A 17,984-nucleotide genomic window follows, 5' to 3' on the forward strand; every position below is an offset into this window, starting at 1 on the left:
TTCACTTCTCCGTCCCGCGCGTGGATCGCCCGCCGAAGCTGTCGATGAGCAAGTTGACCCCCATGGTCAGAGTGGCGATGGCGAGCGCCGGCACCAATACCGCCGGTGCCCCCTCCTCCAGGCCCTGGATGTTTTCTCGCACCAGCGACCCCCAGTCCGCGTCCGGGGGCTGTATGCCCAGCCCGAGGAAGCTCATCGCACTCAGCAGCAGCACCACATACACGAAGCGCAGGCCGAAATCGGTCAAGACCGGACGAAGCATGTTCGGCAGCACCTCGACGAAGATGATGTACGGCATGGCCTCACCCCGGGTGCGAGCGACCCGGACGAAGTCCGTCGTCATGACGTTCACCGCCACCGCACGTGCAATACGGAAGGAGCCCGGCATGTAGGCAAATGCAGCCATGCACAACAACAGCGGCACAGAGGAACCGAACGAGGCCACCATCAACAACGCGAAAATCTTGTTCGGAATGGAGATCAGCGCATCTTCGGTGCGGCTTATGAGCGCATCGATCCAGCCTCCGGAGGCCGCCGCCACCAGCCCCAACATCACACCCGCCGAACAGGCAAGTAGGGTTGCCACCAACGCCAGGCCGATGGTGTAGGGAGCCCCATGCAATAATCGGCTGAGAATATCCCGGCCCAGATAGTCGGTGCCCAACGGAAACTGCGCGCTGAGTGGCCCGAAGAAACCGTCGCTGGGCATGGCGTTGACATCGTAGGGCGCCAACAGGGGACCGAAGATGGCCATGAGCGCCCAGAAGCTCACGATCAGCAGGCCGATGAAGCCGCTGAAGGACAACTTGAGCCGACGTCGATGGTGGTGCGCAACGGGCTGCTTCAGTCCATCCTGCTTAATACCGTTCCCTATATCCGGCGTCGGTGGATTAGTGTCAAGTTTCATTTGCGCAGCCTCGGGTTGGACAGAATTGCACACAGGTCAGCCAGCAGTACCAGCACCAGAAACCCGAGGCAAAACAACATGACGCACGCCTGTACCAGCGGCATGTCGCGGGTGACCACGCCGTTTACCATCAGCGTCGCGATACCCGGATAGTTGAAGATCGACTCGACGATGACCACACCGCCCAGCAGGTACGACAGGCTCAATGCGATGGCATTGGCGATCGGTCCGATTGCATTCGGCAGCGCATGACGCAGCACCACCCGTATCGGTCTGGCGCCTTTGAGCACTGCCATTTCGACGTAGGGGCTGCTCAGTTGGTCGATCAGCGCCGCCCGCGTCATGCGGGCCATCTGCGCCACCAATACACAACACAGCGTCAGCACCGGCATCGCGTAGACGCGTACCAGTTCACCGAAGGATTCGACCTCGACATCACGCGACAGGGCCGACAACCAGCCCAGCTTGACCGCGAAGATCAGTACCGCGACGGTGGCAATCAGGAACTCCGGCACGGAGACGGCAAACACCGCCAGCATGTTGCTGTAACGGTCGAAAATCGAGCCACGGTACATGGCCGACAAAATACCTATCGTCAGCGCCAGCGGCACCGAGACCAGCGCTGCGATCGAGGCCAGGCGCAGGGTATTGGGCAGGCGACTGGCGATCATTTCGTCAACCGCCATGCCATTGACCAACGAAACACCGGGAGTGCCGGTGATCAACCCGCCCAGCCAGTGCAAGTACCGCAGGTACACGGGCTGGTCCAGGCCCAGTACCGCGCGCATTGCCGCCACCGCTTCCGGGGTTGCATCCTGGCCAAGCTGTTCCTGGACTGCGTCGCCCGGTAGCAGGCTGGTGAGAAAAAACACCACAAGCGACACGATAAGCAGCGTAAGCACACCTACAGCCAGACGACTGGAAACAAGCCGTGCGATAGTGCTGTTCATAATGAATACCTTTACTTGATGACCGCGCCTGCATCACCCCGCAGGCGCGTCTTGGTTATCGAGCTGTCGTTGCTCTATTCGCTCAGGCATCCAGCCAGACGTGCTCGGCGAACATGTAGCCCATCAAACCGCCGAGCGGGTGTGGAACCAGACCTTTCAACTTGGCATTGTGGCCATCGAGGCTGCTGGTGAACTGCGGGATGCCGACACCGCATTTCTCATGCACCAGCACCTGCATGTCGGCGTACATCTGCTTGCGCTTGGCGTCGTCGGTTTCCCCGCGCGCAGCCACCAGTAACTGGTCGAACTGCTCGTTCTTCCATCCCGATTCGTTCATGCCGGCACTGGACTGGAAGAACAGGCTGAACAGCAAATCGGCGGTTGGACGCGCACCGATGTTGCCGAACCCCAGGGGATGCTTCATCCAATGATTGGACCAGTAGCCATCCGCCGGCACCCGCTTGATGTCGAACTTGAGTCCGATCTGCTGGGCCGACAGTTGTAACAACTGGGCGATGTCCAACGAACCGGTGGCAGCTTCGGAAGCCACCAGCGGCAAGGTGCGTCCGACCATACCGGACTTTTGCAGGTGGAACCTGGCCTTCTCCGGATCGAACTCACGCTGTGGCAGATCGGCGAAGTAATAGCGGTTATTCGAGGCGATCGGCTGGTCATTGGCGATGGCGCCGTAGCCACGGAAGGCGGCTCGATTGATCTGTTTACGATCGAACAGATATTTCATCGCCAACACGAAGTCAGGATTCTGGTTCGGGCCCAGTTCATCGCGCATCACCAGATTGGTATAGCCACCGGTGCGGGACTCCATCAGCGCCACCTTGTTGCTCTCCAGGATGCGCGAAGTCGAACGGGGGTTGACCGGGTTGATGAGGTCGACGTCACCGGCGAGCAAGGCGCTGATGCGCGCGGCCTCGTCCGGGATCGAGAAAAATTCGACTTCGTCCAGGTAAGGCAGGCCTGGCTTCCAGTAACTGTCGTTGCGCACGCCGATCGAACGCACGCCCGGCTGGAATTCCGAGCATTTGAAAGGCCCGGTCCCATTGGCGACGGCGAAGTCGGTTGTGCCGTCACGCACGATGAGAAAGTGGGTCGTGGCGAGAATGGCCGGCAAGTCGGCGTTCGGGCTGGTCAGGCGGATCTGCACCTCGTGCGGCCCGGTGGCTTTCACCTCATCCAACTGCTGTGCGGTGGTCAATGCCTTGGAACCGACCTGGGGGAGCTTGTGTCGATTCAACGAATAAATGACATCGGCCGAGGTGAACGGTTTGCCGTCGTGAAAGACGACGTCCTTGCGCAGCTTGATCGTCCAGGAGGTCGCGTCACTTGTATCGAACGACTCTGCCAGCGCCATACGCGGCACCAGCGCCTCGTCCAGGGTCGTCAGGCCGTTATAGAACATGTTATGACGGCAGTAATCGGTGTAGTTCGAGCCCTTGGCCGGATCCAGCGTATCGGCGGTCGAACTGGTCGCACTGGCGACCTTGATGCGGCCACCGCGCCGACCTTTGCCCGTCCCACCAGCCGCTGCGCCGGCCTCCGCGGCAAACAGTCGACCGGCCGGGCCGAACAGGCTGCTCGCACCCGCGACGGCAACGCCGGCCATACCCAGCATACGCAACGCATCACGGCGTGACATGCCCCGATTGAGTCCCTCGAAAACGCGCAGGCTTTGTTCGCCGGTGATCAGTGGGGATTCGGATTTATTCTTGTTGTCAGTCATATCGGTTCTACCTGTCGATAATGAGAAGGCTCAATGCTCACGGTCAAGCCTGAGCGACCTGGTAACGCAAACGACGGTGAAGCAACAAACTCGGTTTCCGGATAACAGCGTCCCTGCGTACAACCCGGTGCAAGGAACAGCCTCAATGCAAATAGTCCTGTAGCCGGTAATAGAGCCCCACTGCCGGTAGGAACCAGGGCTTGCCGAAGTGCCCGGGAATCGCAGGCCATTCCAGATCCCCCCAGGGATTGGCCTCGACCTTGCCGTCCATGACCTCTGCCATCACCTGCCCCATGTGCACCGACATCTGCACCCCATGGCCGCTATAACCCATGGAGTGGTAGATACCGCCATGCTGGCCGGCGCGAGGCAGTCGATCAGCGGTCATGTCCACCAACCCGCCCCAGCAATAATCGGTACGGACCTCGGCCAACTGCGGGAACATCCGTGCCATCGCCGCCTGCAGCACCTTGCCGCTCTTGGCATCGGAATTGCCGCCGGACATGGCAAAGCGTGCCCGACCACCAAACAGCAGACGGTTGTCCGGTGTTATCCGGAAGTAATTACCGATCATGCGGCTGGTGACGTACGAGCGACGCTCCGGCAGGAGGCGGTCGAGCAGCGCGTCGGGCAATACTTCGGTGGCAACGATAAAACTGCCCACCGGCACGATCCGGCGCCGATACCAACCCAACCCGCCATGCTGGCAGGCACCGGTTGCCAACAGGACTTGCCCGGCCAGCAGGCTGCCGCGACTGGTGTCGACCCGATAACCGTTGCCCTCGGCCTTCCAGCCCTGGACCGTGGTCTGCTGGTAGATCAGCGCGCCGTGCCGTGCCGCCGCCTCGGCCAAACCGACACCGAAGCGCCCGACATGCATCTGCATGCCATTGCGTTGCAACAGTCCACCGTGAAACTCTGCCGAATCCACTTCAGCGCGGACCTGGGCGGCGGACAGCAACTCGACCTCGGAATCGACCTCACGGCGAATCAGCTCGCAGGTCCGCGCCAGCCCTTCATAGTGCTGAGGCTTGGCCGCCAGTTTGAGCTTGCCGCTGCGCCTGAAGTCGCAGGCAATCCGCTCCTGCTCGACCAGCGTAACCACGCTTTGGACCGCGCTTTCATAGGCACGGTAATAAGCGCGAGCCTGCTCGGCGCCGAGGCTGGCAACCAGGCTGCTGTAGTCCTGGGCTACCCCGGTGTTGCAATGACCACCGTTGCGCCCGGAAGCTTCGCCGACCACCCGTCCAGCTTCCAGCACCGCAACACTCGCGCCCTTCAGAGCCAGCGCCCGGGCTGCCGATAGACCGGTGAAACCGCCACCGACGACGATAACATCGACCCGTGCCGGCAGCGCTCCGGTCTGAGCCCCGGTGAACACCGGTGCGGTATCGAGCCAATAGGACTCACTGCGCATGGCTAACCCCTTATAGGTTGAGGAATGACGACTCAGAGACCGACCAGGCCTGCCAGCCCGCCGATATCGGCGATCTGACGATAGTTGTAGCAAGCGTTGCCCGGCTGCTCGTGACCACGGGCGACGAAGGCCTTGTTCTTGATCTTCATGTCTTCGGCCGGCATCAGGTCGTAGCGGAAGCTCGAGGACACGTGCATCACGTCCTCCGGACCGCAGCCGAGGTTGTCGAGCATGTATTCGAAGGCTTGCAGACGTGGCTTGTAGGCCTGGGCTTCCTGGGCGGTGAAGACTTTGTGGAACGGCACGCCCAACTTGTCGACGTTGGACGTGATCTGCTCGTTCATCGCGTTGGAGAAAATCACCAGGGGAATCTTGTCGGCGATCTTCGCCAGACCGGCCGTTACGTCGGGATGCAGGCCCCAGGTCGGCACGGCGTCGTAGTAAAGCTGGCCTTCGCCGCGATACTCGATGCCCCAACGCTTGCACAACCGCGACATGGCGGTCTTGAGAATTTCGTCGTAAGGCAGCCAGTCGCCCATCACCTGATCCAGGCGATAAGCGGTGAAATCCTTGACGAACTGGTCCATCTGCTCAGGGGCCACGCGGTCAGCGAACAGCTCGCGCGTCAGGGGGCCCATCTGAAAGTTGGTCAGCGTGCCGTAGCAGTCGAAGGTGATGTACTTGGGGCGCAGAAAGCTCATGGGGGCAGTCCTGGAAGTTCGTTAATGAACGTGCTGTCGACGGCACCGGCCCCCGTTCCAGGAGCGACAGTGCGTCGCAGCACTACGACTTCATTACAGCACCGAGAAACCAGCATATGGCGTTAAAAGCGCGACCTGCTTGATATAAACCACCGTTTTGCCAGCCAGACTCAGCAGACTTTGCGGAGCGCTTCAGAGCAGGGCATTTCCAGGCCCTCTGCACCCTTGCGGCTCATTGCTTCCAGCTCATAAAGCAAGTGTAGGCGGGATTTACCGCAGAAAATGCGCCCGGGAAAAAGACAAAACGGGCACCTTCCAGGAAAGCACCCGTTGCCGTTGTTACGACTTGCGACCCACACTTCACGCGTATCTCGAAACCCGCTCAATAACCACGGGAACGCTCGATAACACCCGAAAGCGGTTCGCCCTGCTGGTGTCGACGCAGGTTCGCCAGCAGGATCGGCGCAGCCGATTGGGGCTGGGTCATACTCGCTACATGAGGGGTCAGGAACACCCGCGGATGCGCCCAGAAGGGATGTTCGACTGGCAGGGGCTCAGGCTCGGTGACATCGAGGATCGCACGAGACAGCCGCCCCGAATCCAGCGCCTCGAGGAGATCTGCATCGACCAGGTGCGGACCACGACCGACGTTGATCAACGCCGCACCGGCAGGCAGCGCAGAAAAGACTTCCCGGTTCAGGATACCCTTGGTCGCCGGGGTAAGCGGAAGCAGGCAGACCAGCACATCGCACCCCTCAAGGAAGGTATGCAATTGATCGGGGCCGGCGAAACCTTCGACGCCATCCATCTCGCGCAAGGAGCGATTCCAGCCGCGCAGGCGGAAACCGTAACTCGCCAGCCGCGCCAGCACGGCGCAACCAAGAGCCCCCATCCCCATCACACCGATCGTACGGGCCGAGGCAGGTGGAACCTCGAGTGGATTCCAGACGCGCGCCGCCTTTGCCGCGACATAGTCGAAGAAGTCACGGTGAAGGGCCAGGACAGCCAGGCTGACATATTCCACCATGCCGTTAATAATGCCCGGCTCGACCATCCTGACGATGGGAATGTGCGCCGGCACGGCGGAAAAATCGACATGATCGACCCCCGCTCCCGATGAGAAGAAAACCTTTAGCCGAGGCAAGGTGGCGATGAACTCCGCCGGTGCCTGCCAGGCGATCAAGTATTCGACCTCGTCGAGATCGCCGGTATCAGGCCAGACACGAAAGTCGAGGTCAGGGGCATGCTCGGCGAAGTAGTTTGCCCAAGCAGCCGCACGCGCTGCATCGGATCGATAGAGAATGCTCATATATAAGTCCTACCAGCCGCCTACCCAGCCGTCGAAGAGTCCTTCCGGGAGGGTCTCTTCGTCGGCACCACGGAGAAAGTCGAAATCACAGCCGAGATGCGCCTGCTCGATGTGTCGATTGTAAAGATTGCGGTAACCACGCACGTGCCGGGATAGCGGAGGCTGCCACGCCTGGCGCCGGCGCTCGAGCTCCTCCGGCTCGACGCAGAGTTCCAGCCGGCGAGCGGCAACGTCCAGCTCAATGATGTCGCCGTCACGCACCAGGGCGAGCGGACCGCCGACGGCCGCCTCGGGGGAGACGTGCAGCACTGCGGCACCGTAGGCAGTGCCGCTCATGCGTGCATCGGAGATACGCAGCATGTCGCGCACGCCACGTGCCATCAAATGGCGCGGCAGTGGCAGCATGCCCCACTCCGGCATCGCCGCCCCCACGGGTCCGGCATTACGCAGGATGAGTACGCTGTTCTCGTCGATACCGAGCGCCGGATCGTCGATCCGGTCGGCAATCGTCTGTACGTCCTCGAATATCACCGCAGGACCGCGATGACGAAACAGTTTTGGATCCGCAGCACAGGTCTTCATCACCGCTCCGTCCGGCGCAAGGTTGCCCCTCACCACGACCATCGCCTCGCCAGACCTCACCGGATTGTCCAGCGCGCGAATGACTTCGGTATCAATGACTTCGGCAGTCTCGATGATCTCGCCCATCGTGCGTCCGTCGACAGTCTGCGCGTCCAGATGCAAAAACGGCTTGAGGGTCTTCAGTAGACCCGGTACGCCGCCGGCAGCCATCAATCGCTCGGTCAGATGTTCGCCGGCGGGCTGGACGTTTGCGATCAGCGGTACGCGCCTGGCGATCTCATCGAAGCGGTCGAGGGTCAGTGGCACACCGACGCGGCCGGCGAGAGCCAGCAGGTGGATGATGGCGTTGGTCGAACCGCCCACCGCACACAGGAGCGTGATGGCATTGTCGAAGGCCCGTACATCGAGAACCTCATTCGGGCACGGGCTGCCTTCGGCGGCCATGCGCACGCTACGGCGCCCCACCTCGCGAGCGATCTGATTGCGACGACGGTCAACCGCAGGAACCAGGCTACTGCCAGGCAGTGACACCCCCAGCGCCTCGCATATGACCGCCATCGAGGAGGCGGTACCCATCTCGGAGCAATGGCCGGCAGTGCCCATGACACTTCGCTCGAACGTCGCGAAATCACCTTCCGCGAGCTCGCCGGCACGCAGTTGGTCGACCAGACGCCAGACACCGGTGGCATTCGCCAGATTCCCGCCGGTCGATGACCTGGGTGTAGCCGGACCGCTTCCCAGGAAGATAAACGGAACGCCGGCACTGGCGGCACCCATCAGCAGAGCCGGCTGAGTCTTGTCGCAGCCTCCCAGGAGCACCACCGCATCGAATGGATAAGCGCGGATGGACTCCTCGGCCTCCATTGAAAGCAGGTTTCGAAATGGAAACGAGGACGGTTTGATGATGTTCTCGCTAAGCGACATCAGCGGAGCCTCGAATGGAATGCCGCCCGCCTCGAGGATCCCTACCCTCACCTCTTCCGCAAGGGCGCGAAGGTTGAGATTGCATGGGTTGATGTCGGACCAGGTGTTCAGGATGCCTACAACAGGACGCTCCATCAGGTCTTCACGACTCCAGCCGACGGTCGACAAGGTCGAGCGGTGTACGAAGCCAGGCAGGTCATCCTTGCGGAACCAGCGTGCGCTGCGTAGCGGCCGGCTGTGTTTGGTTTTGTTATCGCTCATGAAATCACCTTGGCGCGGGAAAATCCTAATTGGGCATTGGCAAACAATTACCCGTCCGACGCACTCCGACCAGGCGACGCAATCGCCCGGCCGGAGTGAAGTGACGGCAGTGACTCAGAGACCGACCAGGCCTGCCAGTCCACCGATATCGGCGATCTGACGATAGTTGTAGCAAGCGTTGCCCGGCTGCTCGTGACCACGGGCGACGAAGGCCTTGTTCTTGATCTTCATGTCTTCGGCCGGCATCAGGTCGTAGCGGAAGCTCGAGGACACGTGCATCACGTCCTCCGGACCGCAGCCGAGGTTGTCGAGCATGTATTCGAAGGCTTGCAGACGTGGCTTGTAGGCCTGGGCTTCCTGGGCGGTGAAGACTTTGTGGAACGGCACGCCCAACTTGTCGACGTTGGACGTGATCTGCTCGTTCATCGCGTTGGAGAAAATCACCAGGGGAATCTTGTCGGCGATCTTCGCCAGACCGGCCGTTACGTCGGGATGCGGGCCCCAGGTCGGCACGGCGTCGTAGTAAAGCTGGCCTTCGCCGCGATACTCGATGCCCCAACGCTTGCACAACCGCGACATGGCGGTCTTGAGAATTTCGTCGTAAGGCAGCCAGTCGCCCATCACCTGATCCAGGCGATAAGCGGTGAAATCCTTGACGAACTGGTCCATCTGCTCAGGGGCCACGCGGTCAGCGAACAGCTCGCGCGTCAGGGGGCCCATCTGAAAGTTGGTCAGCGTGCCGTAGCAGTCGAAGGTGATGTACTTGGGGCGCAGAAAGCTCATGGGGGCAGTCCTGGAAGTTCGTTAATGAACGTGCTGTCGACGGCACCGGCCCCCGTTCCAGGAGCGACAGTGCGTCGCAGCACTACGACTTCATTACAGCACCGAGCAACCAGCATATGGCGTTAAAAGCGCGACCTGCCTGGTATAACCCACCATTTTGCCAGTCCTACTCAGCAGACTTTGCCGAGCGCTTCAGAGCAGGGCATTCCCAGGCACTCTGCGCCCTGGCAGCGGGATAACCAGAGAAAATCCGCCCGGCAGAACAGCGGAGCCGATCAATCAACTGGTGATATCGATCAATCCCAACTCGGCTTTCCGGTTGCGATAGTGCTCAGAGGATACCCGCGCTGATCGAGCGGCTGCCTCAAGACGATTCGACTGGCAAATCTCTCGATCCCGATATCGTCTTCCAGCAGCCGGTCCATGAGCGCCTGGAAACAGGAAATGCTGGGCGCCACGATCTTCAACAGATAATCGTAGCCGCCACTCACGTTGTAGCACTCGATGATCTCCTGGTACTTGTCGACCCCTGCTTCGAACTTACGAAAGTCGCTGGGCCGATGGCTGCTGATCGTCACTTCGGAGAACACCATGACGTGACTGCCCAACTTATCCAGGGCTACCACCGCGCGATAGCCCTGGATAACGCCGGCATCCTGAAGTCGCTTGGTACGGAACAGGCACGGACTCTCACTGAGGGCAACGGCCGCCGACAGGTCGACGTTCGAACAGCGTCCCTCTCGCTGAAGATGCACAAGAATCTTGATATCGAACGGGTCAAGGGAAGCTGAAAATCGCATGTCGATTACCTTTAATGCCGTGCCGGTTACCGCGTTCTTGCAGATTGTGCTACGGCCAGCGCTTCGTCCAGCGCCTCGACCACCATGCCGGCTTGTTCCACGGACAGCACCAGCGGTGGGCGAATCTTGAGCACATTATGCCCCTTCGCGCAGGCGCTGAGCAGGACACCCTTGTCGCGCATTCGATTGACCACCCGCGTAGTGAGCTCTCGGTCGGGCGCTCGCGTTACTCGATCCGAGACCAGTTCCACGCCGACGAACATGCCCACACCGCGCACGTCACCGATAGCCTCATGCCGGTTGGCGAGTTCTGCGATGCCGTCGCGCAGGATCTTCCCGACCTTGGCCGCATGCTGCACCAGCCCTTCTTTCTCGAGAGTGTCCAGCACCGCCAATGCCGCAGCGCACGATACGGTGTTGCCGGCGAACGTATTGAAGTAGCGAGAGTTCTGGCCAAATTCCGCCAGCGCGTCAGCGGTGGCCAACAGTCCTGCGATAGGTTGTCCATTGCCCATCGGTTTGCCCAGGGTAACGATGTCAGGGTTGATGGCGTAACGTTGAAAGCCCCACATATGCTCGCCCGTCCTGCCGAAGCCGGGCTGGACCTCGTCGGCGATGAACAGGCCGCCGGCCCGCTTGATCGCCTCGACGGCGCCCTTCAACATGCCCGCTGGTCCAGGAAGGATGCCGTCGCTGGTGAACATCGAATCGACAATCAGTGCCGCCGGCTTGATGCCGTGACGCTGCAGATCGGCGATCGCCGCCTCGACATCGCGGGTGAAGCGATCGCAAAGGTCAGCGCCTTCGGCATGATAGAGGCTCGGCGCCGGGACCAGGCGAACGTGCGCACCGAGATCGACCGTCACGCCGAGTGACGGGGAAAATTTCGACACCGCATCGGTGAAACCGTGATAAGCGGTTTCGGTCACGATTACGCCCGTGCCACCGGTGCGAACCTGCGCGATACGATAGGCCAGATCGTTTGCCTCGCTGCCCGTGCAGGTCAGCATGAGGTGAGCAAGCCGGGTCTCGGGTACGGTCGCGACCAGACGTTCGGCCAGTTCCAGAATCGTGTCATGCAGATAGCGGGTGTTGGTCGCGAGAGTCTGCACCTGCCGGCATATCGCCTCGGTCACCGCCGGGTGACAATGCCCGAGTGACGCGACGTTGTTGTATACATCGAGGTAACGACGGCCCTCTGGATCGATCAACCAGACACCTTCGCCGCGCACGATGTGCAACGGATGTTCGTACATCAGCCGATAGGCCGGACCGAGCAAGGCGTCACGTCGCTCGATCATCGCCGTGGTGACGGGGCTCAGGTTGGCGCGCCCGGGGATATAGGCGTTGACCATGTTGAGGTCAGTGGTGCTTTTCATCGGCTTGTCCTTTTCGTACTTCAGTCAGTAATCGGTCGCGCGCCTCGGCGCGGGAAAGATCGGCCATCCGGGACAACGCCTCCCATGCTGCCGGGTTGTGGCGCATGATGTAGGCCCGGTTCTCGGGGTAACGCTTGGCCCGCCACTCCGAAATCAACACTGTGATGAGATGACGCGTGGCCATGAGGTCGGCGACGATCTCCTGCTCCAGCTCGCTGAGCGGCAGCGCCGCATGGTAGGCGCCGACGAACTGCGCCGCCCCCTCGAACGGGTCGGCTGTGCCGCTCATGTGGAAAGCCGCCGCCGTCGCGACCTCACCGACCAGTGGCGCATGCAGCATGTCGCCGAAGTCGATGATCCCCACCATGCGCTCGTGATCCTCAGGGGCGACCAGCACGTTGTAGAGGTGGTAGTCGTTGTGGATCACCTGTGACCTCACCGAGGCCAGATGCGGCAGGACATACTCGGTGAAACGCGTCATGAACGACTCGGCGAGCGCGCGACGCGGGGTGTCCACGATATCACTAAGCCTGGCTGCCAGCCGGTGTGCTGCGCAAACGTTCCAGAGCAGATCATGCGTCGCCGAAGGATGGGTGAATTCCCGCAGCGCGAGGTTCAGCCTGGCCAGCAACGTCCCCATCGCCCGACGCTGTGCGGCGGTCCGCACGGTATCCCGGATCTGGACGCCGTCGAGATAAGTCAGCATCCGCACGGTGGTCCAACCCCCGTCGGTCAGCATTACAGCGTCACGCGCCTGTCCGCCAAGCGTGCGCACCACGCGGGGCACCACCAGCTCGGGCGCCACGCGGGCAATGTGTTCAAGCGCCGCGATCTGGAAATCAACCACCGAAACCGGCTCGGATGGATTGCTGATCTTGACGACGTAACGCCTGCCGTCGTCGGTCTCTATGCGGCAGTTCTGGTCGCGCTCGCCCACCAGGGACTTGACACGGCCATCGATACCATAGAGACACCGGACCAGGGCTCCCACTTCGTCCGGGGCAAGGCTGGGTACTGCCGTGCTCAACGCAGCAGCCGTAATCGGGGGATTCTCCTCCATCACGCGCCCCGTTTCATCGCGGGAGCCTGAGCCAGGCAGTGGAGGCCGAGCAAGCCGGGAAGTTGGCGAATATCGGTCAATCGGTCAACACCATAGCCGTCACATGCAGGCTCGTGTCCGCGGTCGATAAAGGCCTTGGCCATGAACCCCAGATCCGAGGCCGTCATCAGGTCATAACGAAAACTCGATGAGACGTGCATCATCTGCTCGGGACCGCAACCGAGTTGATCGAACATGTATTCGAACATCTGCGCCCGTGGCTTGTAGGCGCGTGCCTCCTCGGCGGTGTAGACCGCGTGGAAAGGTGCCTTGAGGTGAGCGACGCTATGCGGAATCAGATCGACCATCGAGTTCGACAGGATCACCAGCGGAACATGCGCAGCGATTGCGGTCAGCGTCTCGACGACATTCGGGTGGGGCTGCCAGGTCGCTACGGCCTCGTACAAGGCGAGCGCATCGGAAAGGCGATACTCGACACCGTGCTTCTTACAGGTGCGCTCGATGGAGCTCTGAACGACGTCAAAGAATGGCTTCCACTCGCCGAGTACTTCATCCAGGCGGTAGAAGCTGAAACTGCGCAGGAAAGCCGGCATCCGATCGCTCGGAACACGATCTTCAAAAAGCTTTCTGGCCGTCGGCCCCATTTCGAAGTTGATGAGCGTCCCGTAGCAATCGAAGCTGATGAATTTCGGTTTGTATGTCACTTGGTCAATCTCCTGAATGTGGATGACAGTTGGTGACTACAAGTCTATGAAGATCAGCCCTACGGAAATGCTCTATTGCGGTGAGACTCAGGCAGATTCCTTTTTGATCTGAAGCATGTCTGAAATGATCTGCGGTCCCCGTTGCCGAGCCCTGATAGAACGGCTGCCCCATTCTGACTCAGAAAAAAAAACGCCCCTCCATGAAGAAGGGGCGTTCGTCAGCGTCAGTTCGCGATACCTCTACGGCTTCACAGGCAGACTATCCACCGCGCGTATCGAAAGGCTTACTCGCTAGTCTGGTAGATCTCGGCAAGGTCGCACAGGTCCCAGTTGCCGCCGGTCAATACCACGCAGACTTTTTCATCCGGCCTGACGTTGACGACGCCCGCCAATAGCGCGCCGATGCCGATCGAAGCGGCGGGCTCGGCGATCAGTTTCGCGTCCTTGGCCAGGACACGCATGCCTTGAATGATGTGCTCGTCCTCGACCAGCACGATCTCATCCACGTAGCGCTCGATGATGGGATAGGGGTTCTGCCCCGGCACACTCAACCGCAAGCCGTCGGCAATGGTGTTCTTCAAGGGAAGCGTGGTGCGCTGCTTGTTCAATCGGCTGTGATAGTACTTGGGGGTCAGCGCTGGCTCCGCGCCGACGACCCGCACCGATGGCTTGGTCTCCTTGATTGCGGTGGCGATGCCGGAAATCAGACCGCCACCGCCCATTGGGACAATGACCGTGTCCACATCCTCCAGATCCTCCAGGATCTCGCAGCCTATCGTTCCCTGACCGGCCATCACCACAGGGTCTTCGAAGCCATGGACGACTGTATAGCCGTTCTCTGCGGCAATTTCATACACTCTCTTCCAGCGTGCCAAATTGTCGCCATCGAACAGAATGACCTCGGCACCCAAGGCTTCCGTATTGGCGATCTTGATTTTCGGCGTGGTAACCGGAAGCACCAGGAATGCTTTCACACCCAGCATGCGAGCAGCGTAGGCGAGCCCTTGGGCGTGATTGCCGGAAGACGTGGCAATGATGCCGTTGGCGATCGCCTCCCTGGGCATCGAGAGCGTTTTGTTCAACGCACCGCGAATCTTGAACGCCCCGGTGATCTGCAGGGTTTCAGGCTTGAGGTAGAGCTGACAACCCGCCGCTTTCTCTATTTTCTCCGCACGCAGTAGCGGCGTATGTCTGACATGGGGTTTCAGCCGTTCCTGGGCTTCTCGAATGTCCTGGATGGTTGGATAGTCACGCATGGATGTTCTCTCTCCGTACTGTCGAAAAATCACAATTCAAAGGAACGCAAAAAAAGTCCCGACCTTGTTTTCCAGCGCATTGCGGTAGATTTTTTCGGCAGTGGTATTGTCCTGTATGGCCATGCCCGTGGAATCGAAGATGGTAATTTCGTCATCGTTTTCCCGGCCAGGTTTTCTGCCCAGCAGTATCTCGCCGAGCTCACCATGGATATCGTCCTGGGTGATGATCTTCGCGTTCAGCGGATGCCAGGTTTCGCCTTTTTCGATGCACTGTGAGATCGAGTCGTTGACAATCTTGGCGTGCCTGAATATTTCAGGATCCAGCTCCTGCTTGCCTTTCATATCCGTACCTATGGCGACGATATGGGTTCCAGGTTTCACCCAGCTCGCATCCACCAGGGAGCCTTTGCCACGAGTGGTCGTGATCAGAATATCGGCCTGCTCGACGGCCTCTTTCTTCGAGTCGGCCAGAATCACTGGAATGTCGAATTCGCCTTCGATATCCATTTTGAATCGGGCGAGCGCCTCGGGGTTTCTGCTCCACGCATGGATCTCTTCGATCTGCATCACCAGGCTGATGGCCCGGATCTGCATCCGGGCCTGGTTCCCTGTACCGATGGTGGTGATTTTCTTCGCGTTCTTCCTTGCCAACGCCTTTACTGAAACGGCCCCCGACGCCCCCGTCCGGAGACCGGTGAGCAGGCTTCCGTCCATGACGCAGATCAGTGCGCAGCTCCTGGCATCGAACAGGAGAATGGAGCCCATGCCGTTAGGCACGCCGTGTGCTGTCGGATTATCGAGGAAGCCTCCGGAAGAGGCTTTCATCGAGATCATTTCATTGCTCTTGCAGTACCCGACCTTGAAGTCGATTTCTCCGCGTGGTGCAGGCAGATGTATGCCTATGTAGTCAGGCTGTACCACCTGTCCACTGCAGAAGGCCTTGTACGCTTCTTCCACCGTACCGATGACTTCCTGCATGGAGATCAATTTGCCGACTTCTTCTTTAGTCAGTAGCAATGTTTTCATCTACACCAACTCGCTGTGATTGGGTGAGCATCTGTCAGGCTCACGCACAGGCTCCCAAGCCGAGTCTGCTCACCCTGCTCAGGCGCGAGCTCAACGAGGGTGCATGACCCGTTTGCCTGCAATCATTATGCTGCCGAGCGCTCAGCAGAAAATTCCGGATACCCTGGAAATACGCAACTTCCAGTCTTTTTCATCCTCTGCGACGAAAGCTAACGCTCCCAAAGACCAGCAATAAGTGGCGGATGGAACATTCGCTGCTGAGGCCACTGTGCCTGCCGCATGGATCATTCCGGTCAACACGGCAGAAACTTTCGACCCCCCCTCCGAAAACGCCCGATCCTGCGATTGCGCACATCCAATACGGCAGTCCTCTCGGGTCCAGATGTCTACTATGGGATCAACAATGGCAATGGCTGCATTGCTCACTACAAAGCGATAAACCCATAGGCTCCAGGCTCAGGAGAATAGAATGCCGGCCCCCTTGATAACCATTGCGTCCACACCGCAGCTGCCGCAAAGCGCCGATGCTGTCGTCATCGGCGGCGGTATCATCGGCGTATGCGCCGCCTATTTCATGGCCCGTCAGGGTATGAGCGTTGCTGTCATCGAGAAGGGCCGCATAGGTGCCGAGCAATCCAGCCGCAATTGGGGTTGGTGCCGTCAGCAGAACCGCGACGCCCGCGAGCTGCCGTTATCGACCAGAAGTCTCGCGCTCTGGGAGGAGATCACCGCTGACCTGAACGAGGACCTGGGCTTTCGCCGCTGTGGATTGTTCTATCTCTCGGACAGCCAGGCCGAACTGGACGGTTGGGCCAAATGGCGCGACTTCGCGCTCACCCAGGGCGTCACGACTCATATGCTGAGCGGCGCCGAAGCCACGCAACGCGGCGCTGCCACCGGCAAGCCCTGGTTGGGGGGCGTGTTTTCGCCGTCCGACGGCATCGCTGACCCATCGCGGGCGGCCCCACTGATTGCCAAGGGCGTGATCAAGCATGGCGGCTCGATACACCAATTCTGCGCAGCCCGCGGCGTCGAGACCGAAGCCGGACGGGTGTCGGGGGTCATCACGGAAAAGGGCGTGATCAAGACCCGTCAGGTGGTGATGGCTGGCGGCGCCTGGGCCTCTTCCTTCTGTGCCCAGCTCGGCATTCGCTTTCCCCAGGCGTCGGTGCGATCGAGCATCATGTCGGTCATGCCGGGGGCCCAGGGGCTTCCCGACACGCTGCATACCAGCGATGTGACCGTCACCCGGCGCGGGGACGGCGGCTATACGCTGGCTATTTCCGGACGGGCCTGCGTGGATCCGACGCCACAGCAGCTTCGGTTCTCATCGTACTTTCTGCCGATGTTCGCCAAGCGCTGGCAAATGCTCTCGCCCGGTGATCTGCAAGGTTGGCAATATGGACACGAGACGCGCCGCAAATGGGCGCTCGACCGACCTACACCGATGGAGCGCATTCGTATCCTCGATCCTCGCCCCTCAGATGCCATCCTGAAAGAAACCCTTGCCCGTGCACGTCGGTTGTTACCCGCCCTGGGCAGCGTGCCCATTCAGGCAGGTTGGGCAGGCTATATCGACAGCACTCCCGACGGTGTGCCGGTTATCGACGAAGCACAGAACCTGCCCGGCTTCATCCTGGCGGCCGGCTTTTCGGGTCACGGCTTCGGCATCGGCCCCGGTGCCGGGCGCCTGATTGCCGAACTCGCGTCCGGTACGCGGCCGTTTGTGGACCACACTCAATATTCACTTGCCCGTTTGAACAGAGGTGTTTGGGGCAAGGTCTCCGACTTCTGACAATCGTTCTTCGTTGTTTGGCGGGAGCTTTGTTCCCGCTTTTTTTTGTCCGTTAGAACCACCTACCCCGCAAAAAACCAGACATGCACTGCTCCCCAGAACGGTGAAAACCTATTCGGCCAGGCGACAACCAAGCTTCTATCCCCGAAAAACCAGCCGACATTTGCTGCCGGCGTTGCCCTCGATTCGAGCCGTAGATGCGGTCTGTCACGCCATCTTTTATGCAATCTGCCGAATTACTTTCAGCCCCTTGTCAGGCCTGGCGACAGCTGCGATACAGCCACCGCTCCCAGGGCAACAGAGGACGGACTGCCAATGCAACGAGGTCGCCGGCAGGGCTCTTCATTCTCGCGGGTTTGCCCAGGAGCCGGTTCTGCCGCAGACGCGTTGTC

The 17,984-nt window shown here is 60.3% G+C and carries 16 protein-coding genes; 2 read left to right on the top strand and 14 right to left on the bottom strand.

Annotated elements, in window-relative coordinates:
* Nucleotide 1: 1 nt before the first annotated feature.
* The 14 genes from FBY02_RS07685 to FBY02_RS07750 all read right to left on the bottom strand — a co-directional run bounded on the left by FBY02_RS07685 (nt 2) and on the right by FBY02_RS07750 (nt 15,797).
* The gene (locus FBY02_RS07685) at nt 2-907 is read right to left on the bottom strand and encodes an ABC transporter permease (protein ID WP_144925503.1); all 906 of its coding nucleotides are present in this window, start codon (nt 905-907) and stop codon (nt 2-4) included.
* A complete protein-coding gene (locus FBY02_RS07690) occupies nt 904-1,857 on the bottom strand; it encodes an ABC transporter permease (protein WP_144925505.1) in 954 nt (317 codons plus the stop codon). Before FBY02_RS07690 ends, FBY02_RS07685 begins: the two co-directional genes overlap by 4 nt.
* An 82-nt stretch (nt 1,858-1,939) precedes the next feature.
* Nucleotides 1,940-3,595: an ABC transporter substrate-binding protein gene (locus FBY02_RS07695; RefSeq protein ID WP_144925508.1), complete on the bottom strand. Its 1,656-nt coding sequence runs from the start codon at nt 3,593-3,595 to the stop codon at nt 1,940-1,942.
* Between the two features lie 142 nt (nt 3,596-3,737).
* On the bottom strand, nt 3,738-5,012 hold the full coding sequence (locus tag FBY02_RS07700) for an FAD-binding oxidoreductase (RefSeq protein WP_144925511.1): 1,275 nt from the start codon (nt 5,010-5,012) through the stop codon (nt 3,738-3,740).
* Between the two features lie 32 nt (nt 5,013-5,044).
* The gene (locus FBY02_RS07705; protein ID WP_144925514.1) at nt 5,045-5,713 is read right to left on the bottom strand and encodes a haloacid dehalogenase type II; all 669 of its coding nucleotides are present in this window, start codon (nt 5,711-5,713) and stop codon (nt 5,045-5,047) included.
* A gap of 382 nt (nt 5,714-6,095) precedes the next feature.
* Nucleotides 6,096-7,022, bottom strand: a complete 927-nt coding sequence (locus FBY02_RS07710; RefSeq protein WP_144925517.1) for a glyoxylate/hydroxypyruvate reductase A — start codon at nt 7,020-7,022, stop codon at nt 6,096-6,098.
* A gap of 9 nt (nt 7,023-7,031) precedes the next feature.
* Nucleotides 7,032-8,789 (bottom strand): dihydroxy-acid dehydratase, encoded by a 1,758-nt coding sequence (locus tag FBY02_RS07715; protein ID WP_144925520.1) that lies wholly within the window; start codon nt 8,787-8,789, stop codon nt 7,032-7,034.
* 114 nt (nt 8,790-8,903) lie between these two features.
* Complete coding sequence (locus FBY02_RS07720; protein ID WP_144925523.1) at nt 8,904-9,572, bottom strand: haloacid dehalogenase type II; 669 nt, start codon at nt 9,570-9,572, stop codon at nt 8,904-8,906.
* 296 nt (nt 9,573-9,868) lie between these two features.
* Nucleotides 9,869-10,372 carry an Lrp/AsnC family transcriptional regulator gene (locus FBY02_RS07725; protein ID WP_144925526.1) on the bottom strand — a complete coding sequence of 168 codons (504 nt, stop codon included), beginning with the start codon at nt 10,370-10,372 and terminating at the stop codon, nt 9,869-9,871.
* 26 nt (nt 10,373-10,398) lie between these two features.
* Nucleotides 10,399-11,751: an aspartate aminotransferase family protein gene (locus FBY02_RS07730; protein ID WP_144925529.1), complete on the bottom strand. Its 1,353-nt coding sequence runs from the start codon at nt 11,749-11,751 to the stop codon at nt 10,399-10,401.
* Nucleotides 11,735-12,811: a phosphotransferase gene (locus FBY02_RS07735; protein ID WP_144925532.1), complete on the bottom strand. Its 1,077-nt coding sequence runs from the start codon at nt 12,809-12,811 to the stop codon at nt 11,735-11,737. The genes FBY02_RS07730 and FBY02_RS07735 overlap by 17 nt, the downstream gene beginning before the upstream one ends.
* A complete protein-coding gene (locus FBY02_RS07740; RefSeq protein WP_144925535.1) occupies nt 12,811-13,515 on the bottom strand; it encodes a haloacid dehalogenase type II in 705 nt (234 codons plus the stop codon). Before FBY02_RS07740 ends, FBY02_RS07735 begins: the two co-directional genes overlap by 1 nt.
* A 284-nt stretch (nt 13,516-13,799) precedes the next feature.
* Nucleotides 13,800-14,771, bottom strand: a complete 972-nt coding sequence (locus tag FBY02_RS07745) for a threonine/serine dehydratase (protein ID WP_144925538.1) — start codon at nt 14,769-14,771, stop codon at nt 13,800-13,802.
* Nucleotides 14,772-14,807: 36 nt separating this feature from the next.
* Nucleotides 14,808-15,797, bottom strand: coding sequence for an ornithine cyclodeaminase family protein (locus tag FBY02_RS07750; RefSeq protein ID WP_144925541.1), 990 nt, complete (start codon nt 15,795-15,797; stop codon nt 14,808-14,810).
* 103 nt (nt 15,798-15,900) lie between these two features.
* Here FBY02_RS07750 and FBY02_RS28325 point away from each other — a divergent pair, with 103 nt between their 5' ends.
* Both FBY02_RS28325 and FBY02_RS07755 read left to right on the top strand, forming a co-directional pair.
* Complete coding sequence (locus FBY02_RS28325) at nt 15,901-16,032, top strand: hypothetical protein (RefSeq protein ID WP_256662481.1); 132 nt, start codon at nt 15,901-15,903, stop codon at nt 16,030-16,032.
* 234 nt (nt 16,033-16,266) lie between these two features.
* Complete coding sequence (locus tag FBY02_RS07755) at nt 16,267-17,592, top strand: FAD-binding oxidoreductase (RefSeq protein ID WP_144925544.1); 1,326 nt, start codon at nt 16,267-16,269, stop codon at nt 17,590-17,592.
* Nucleotides 17,593-17,984: the final 392 nt, after the last annotated feature.

Source organism: Pseudomonas sp. SJZ078 (genome assembly GCF_007828255.1).
Taxonomy (GTDB): domain Bacteria; phylum Pseudomonadota; class Gammaproteobacteria; order Pseudomonadales; family Pseudomonadaceae; genus Aquipseudomonas.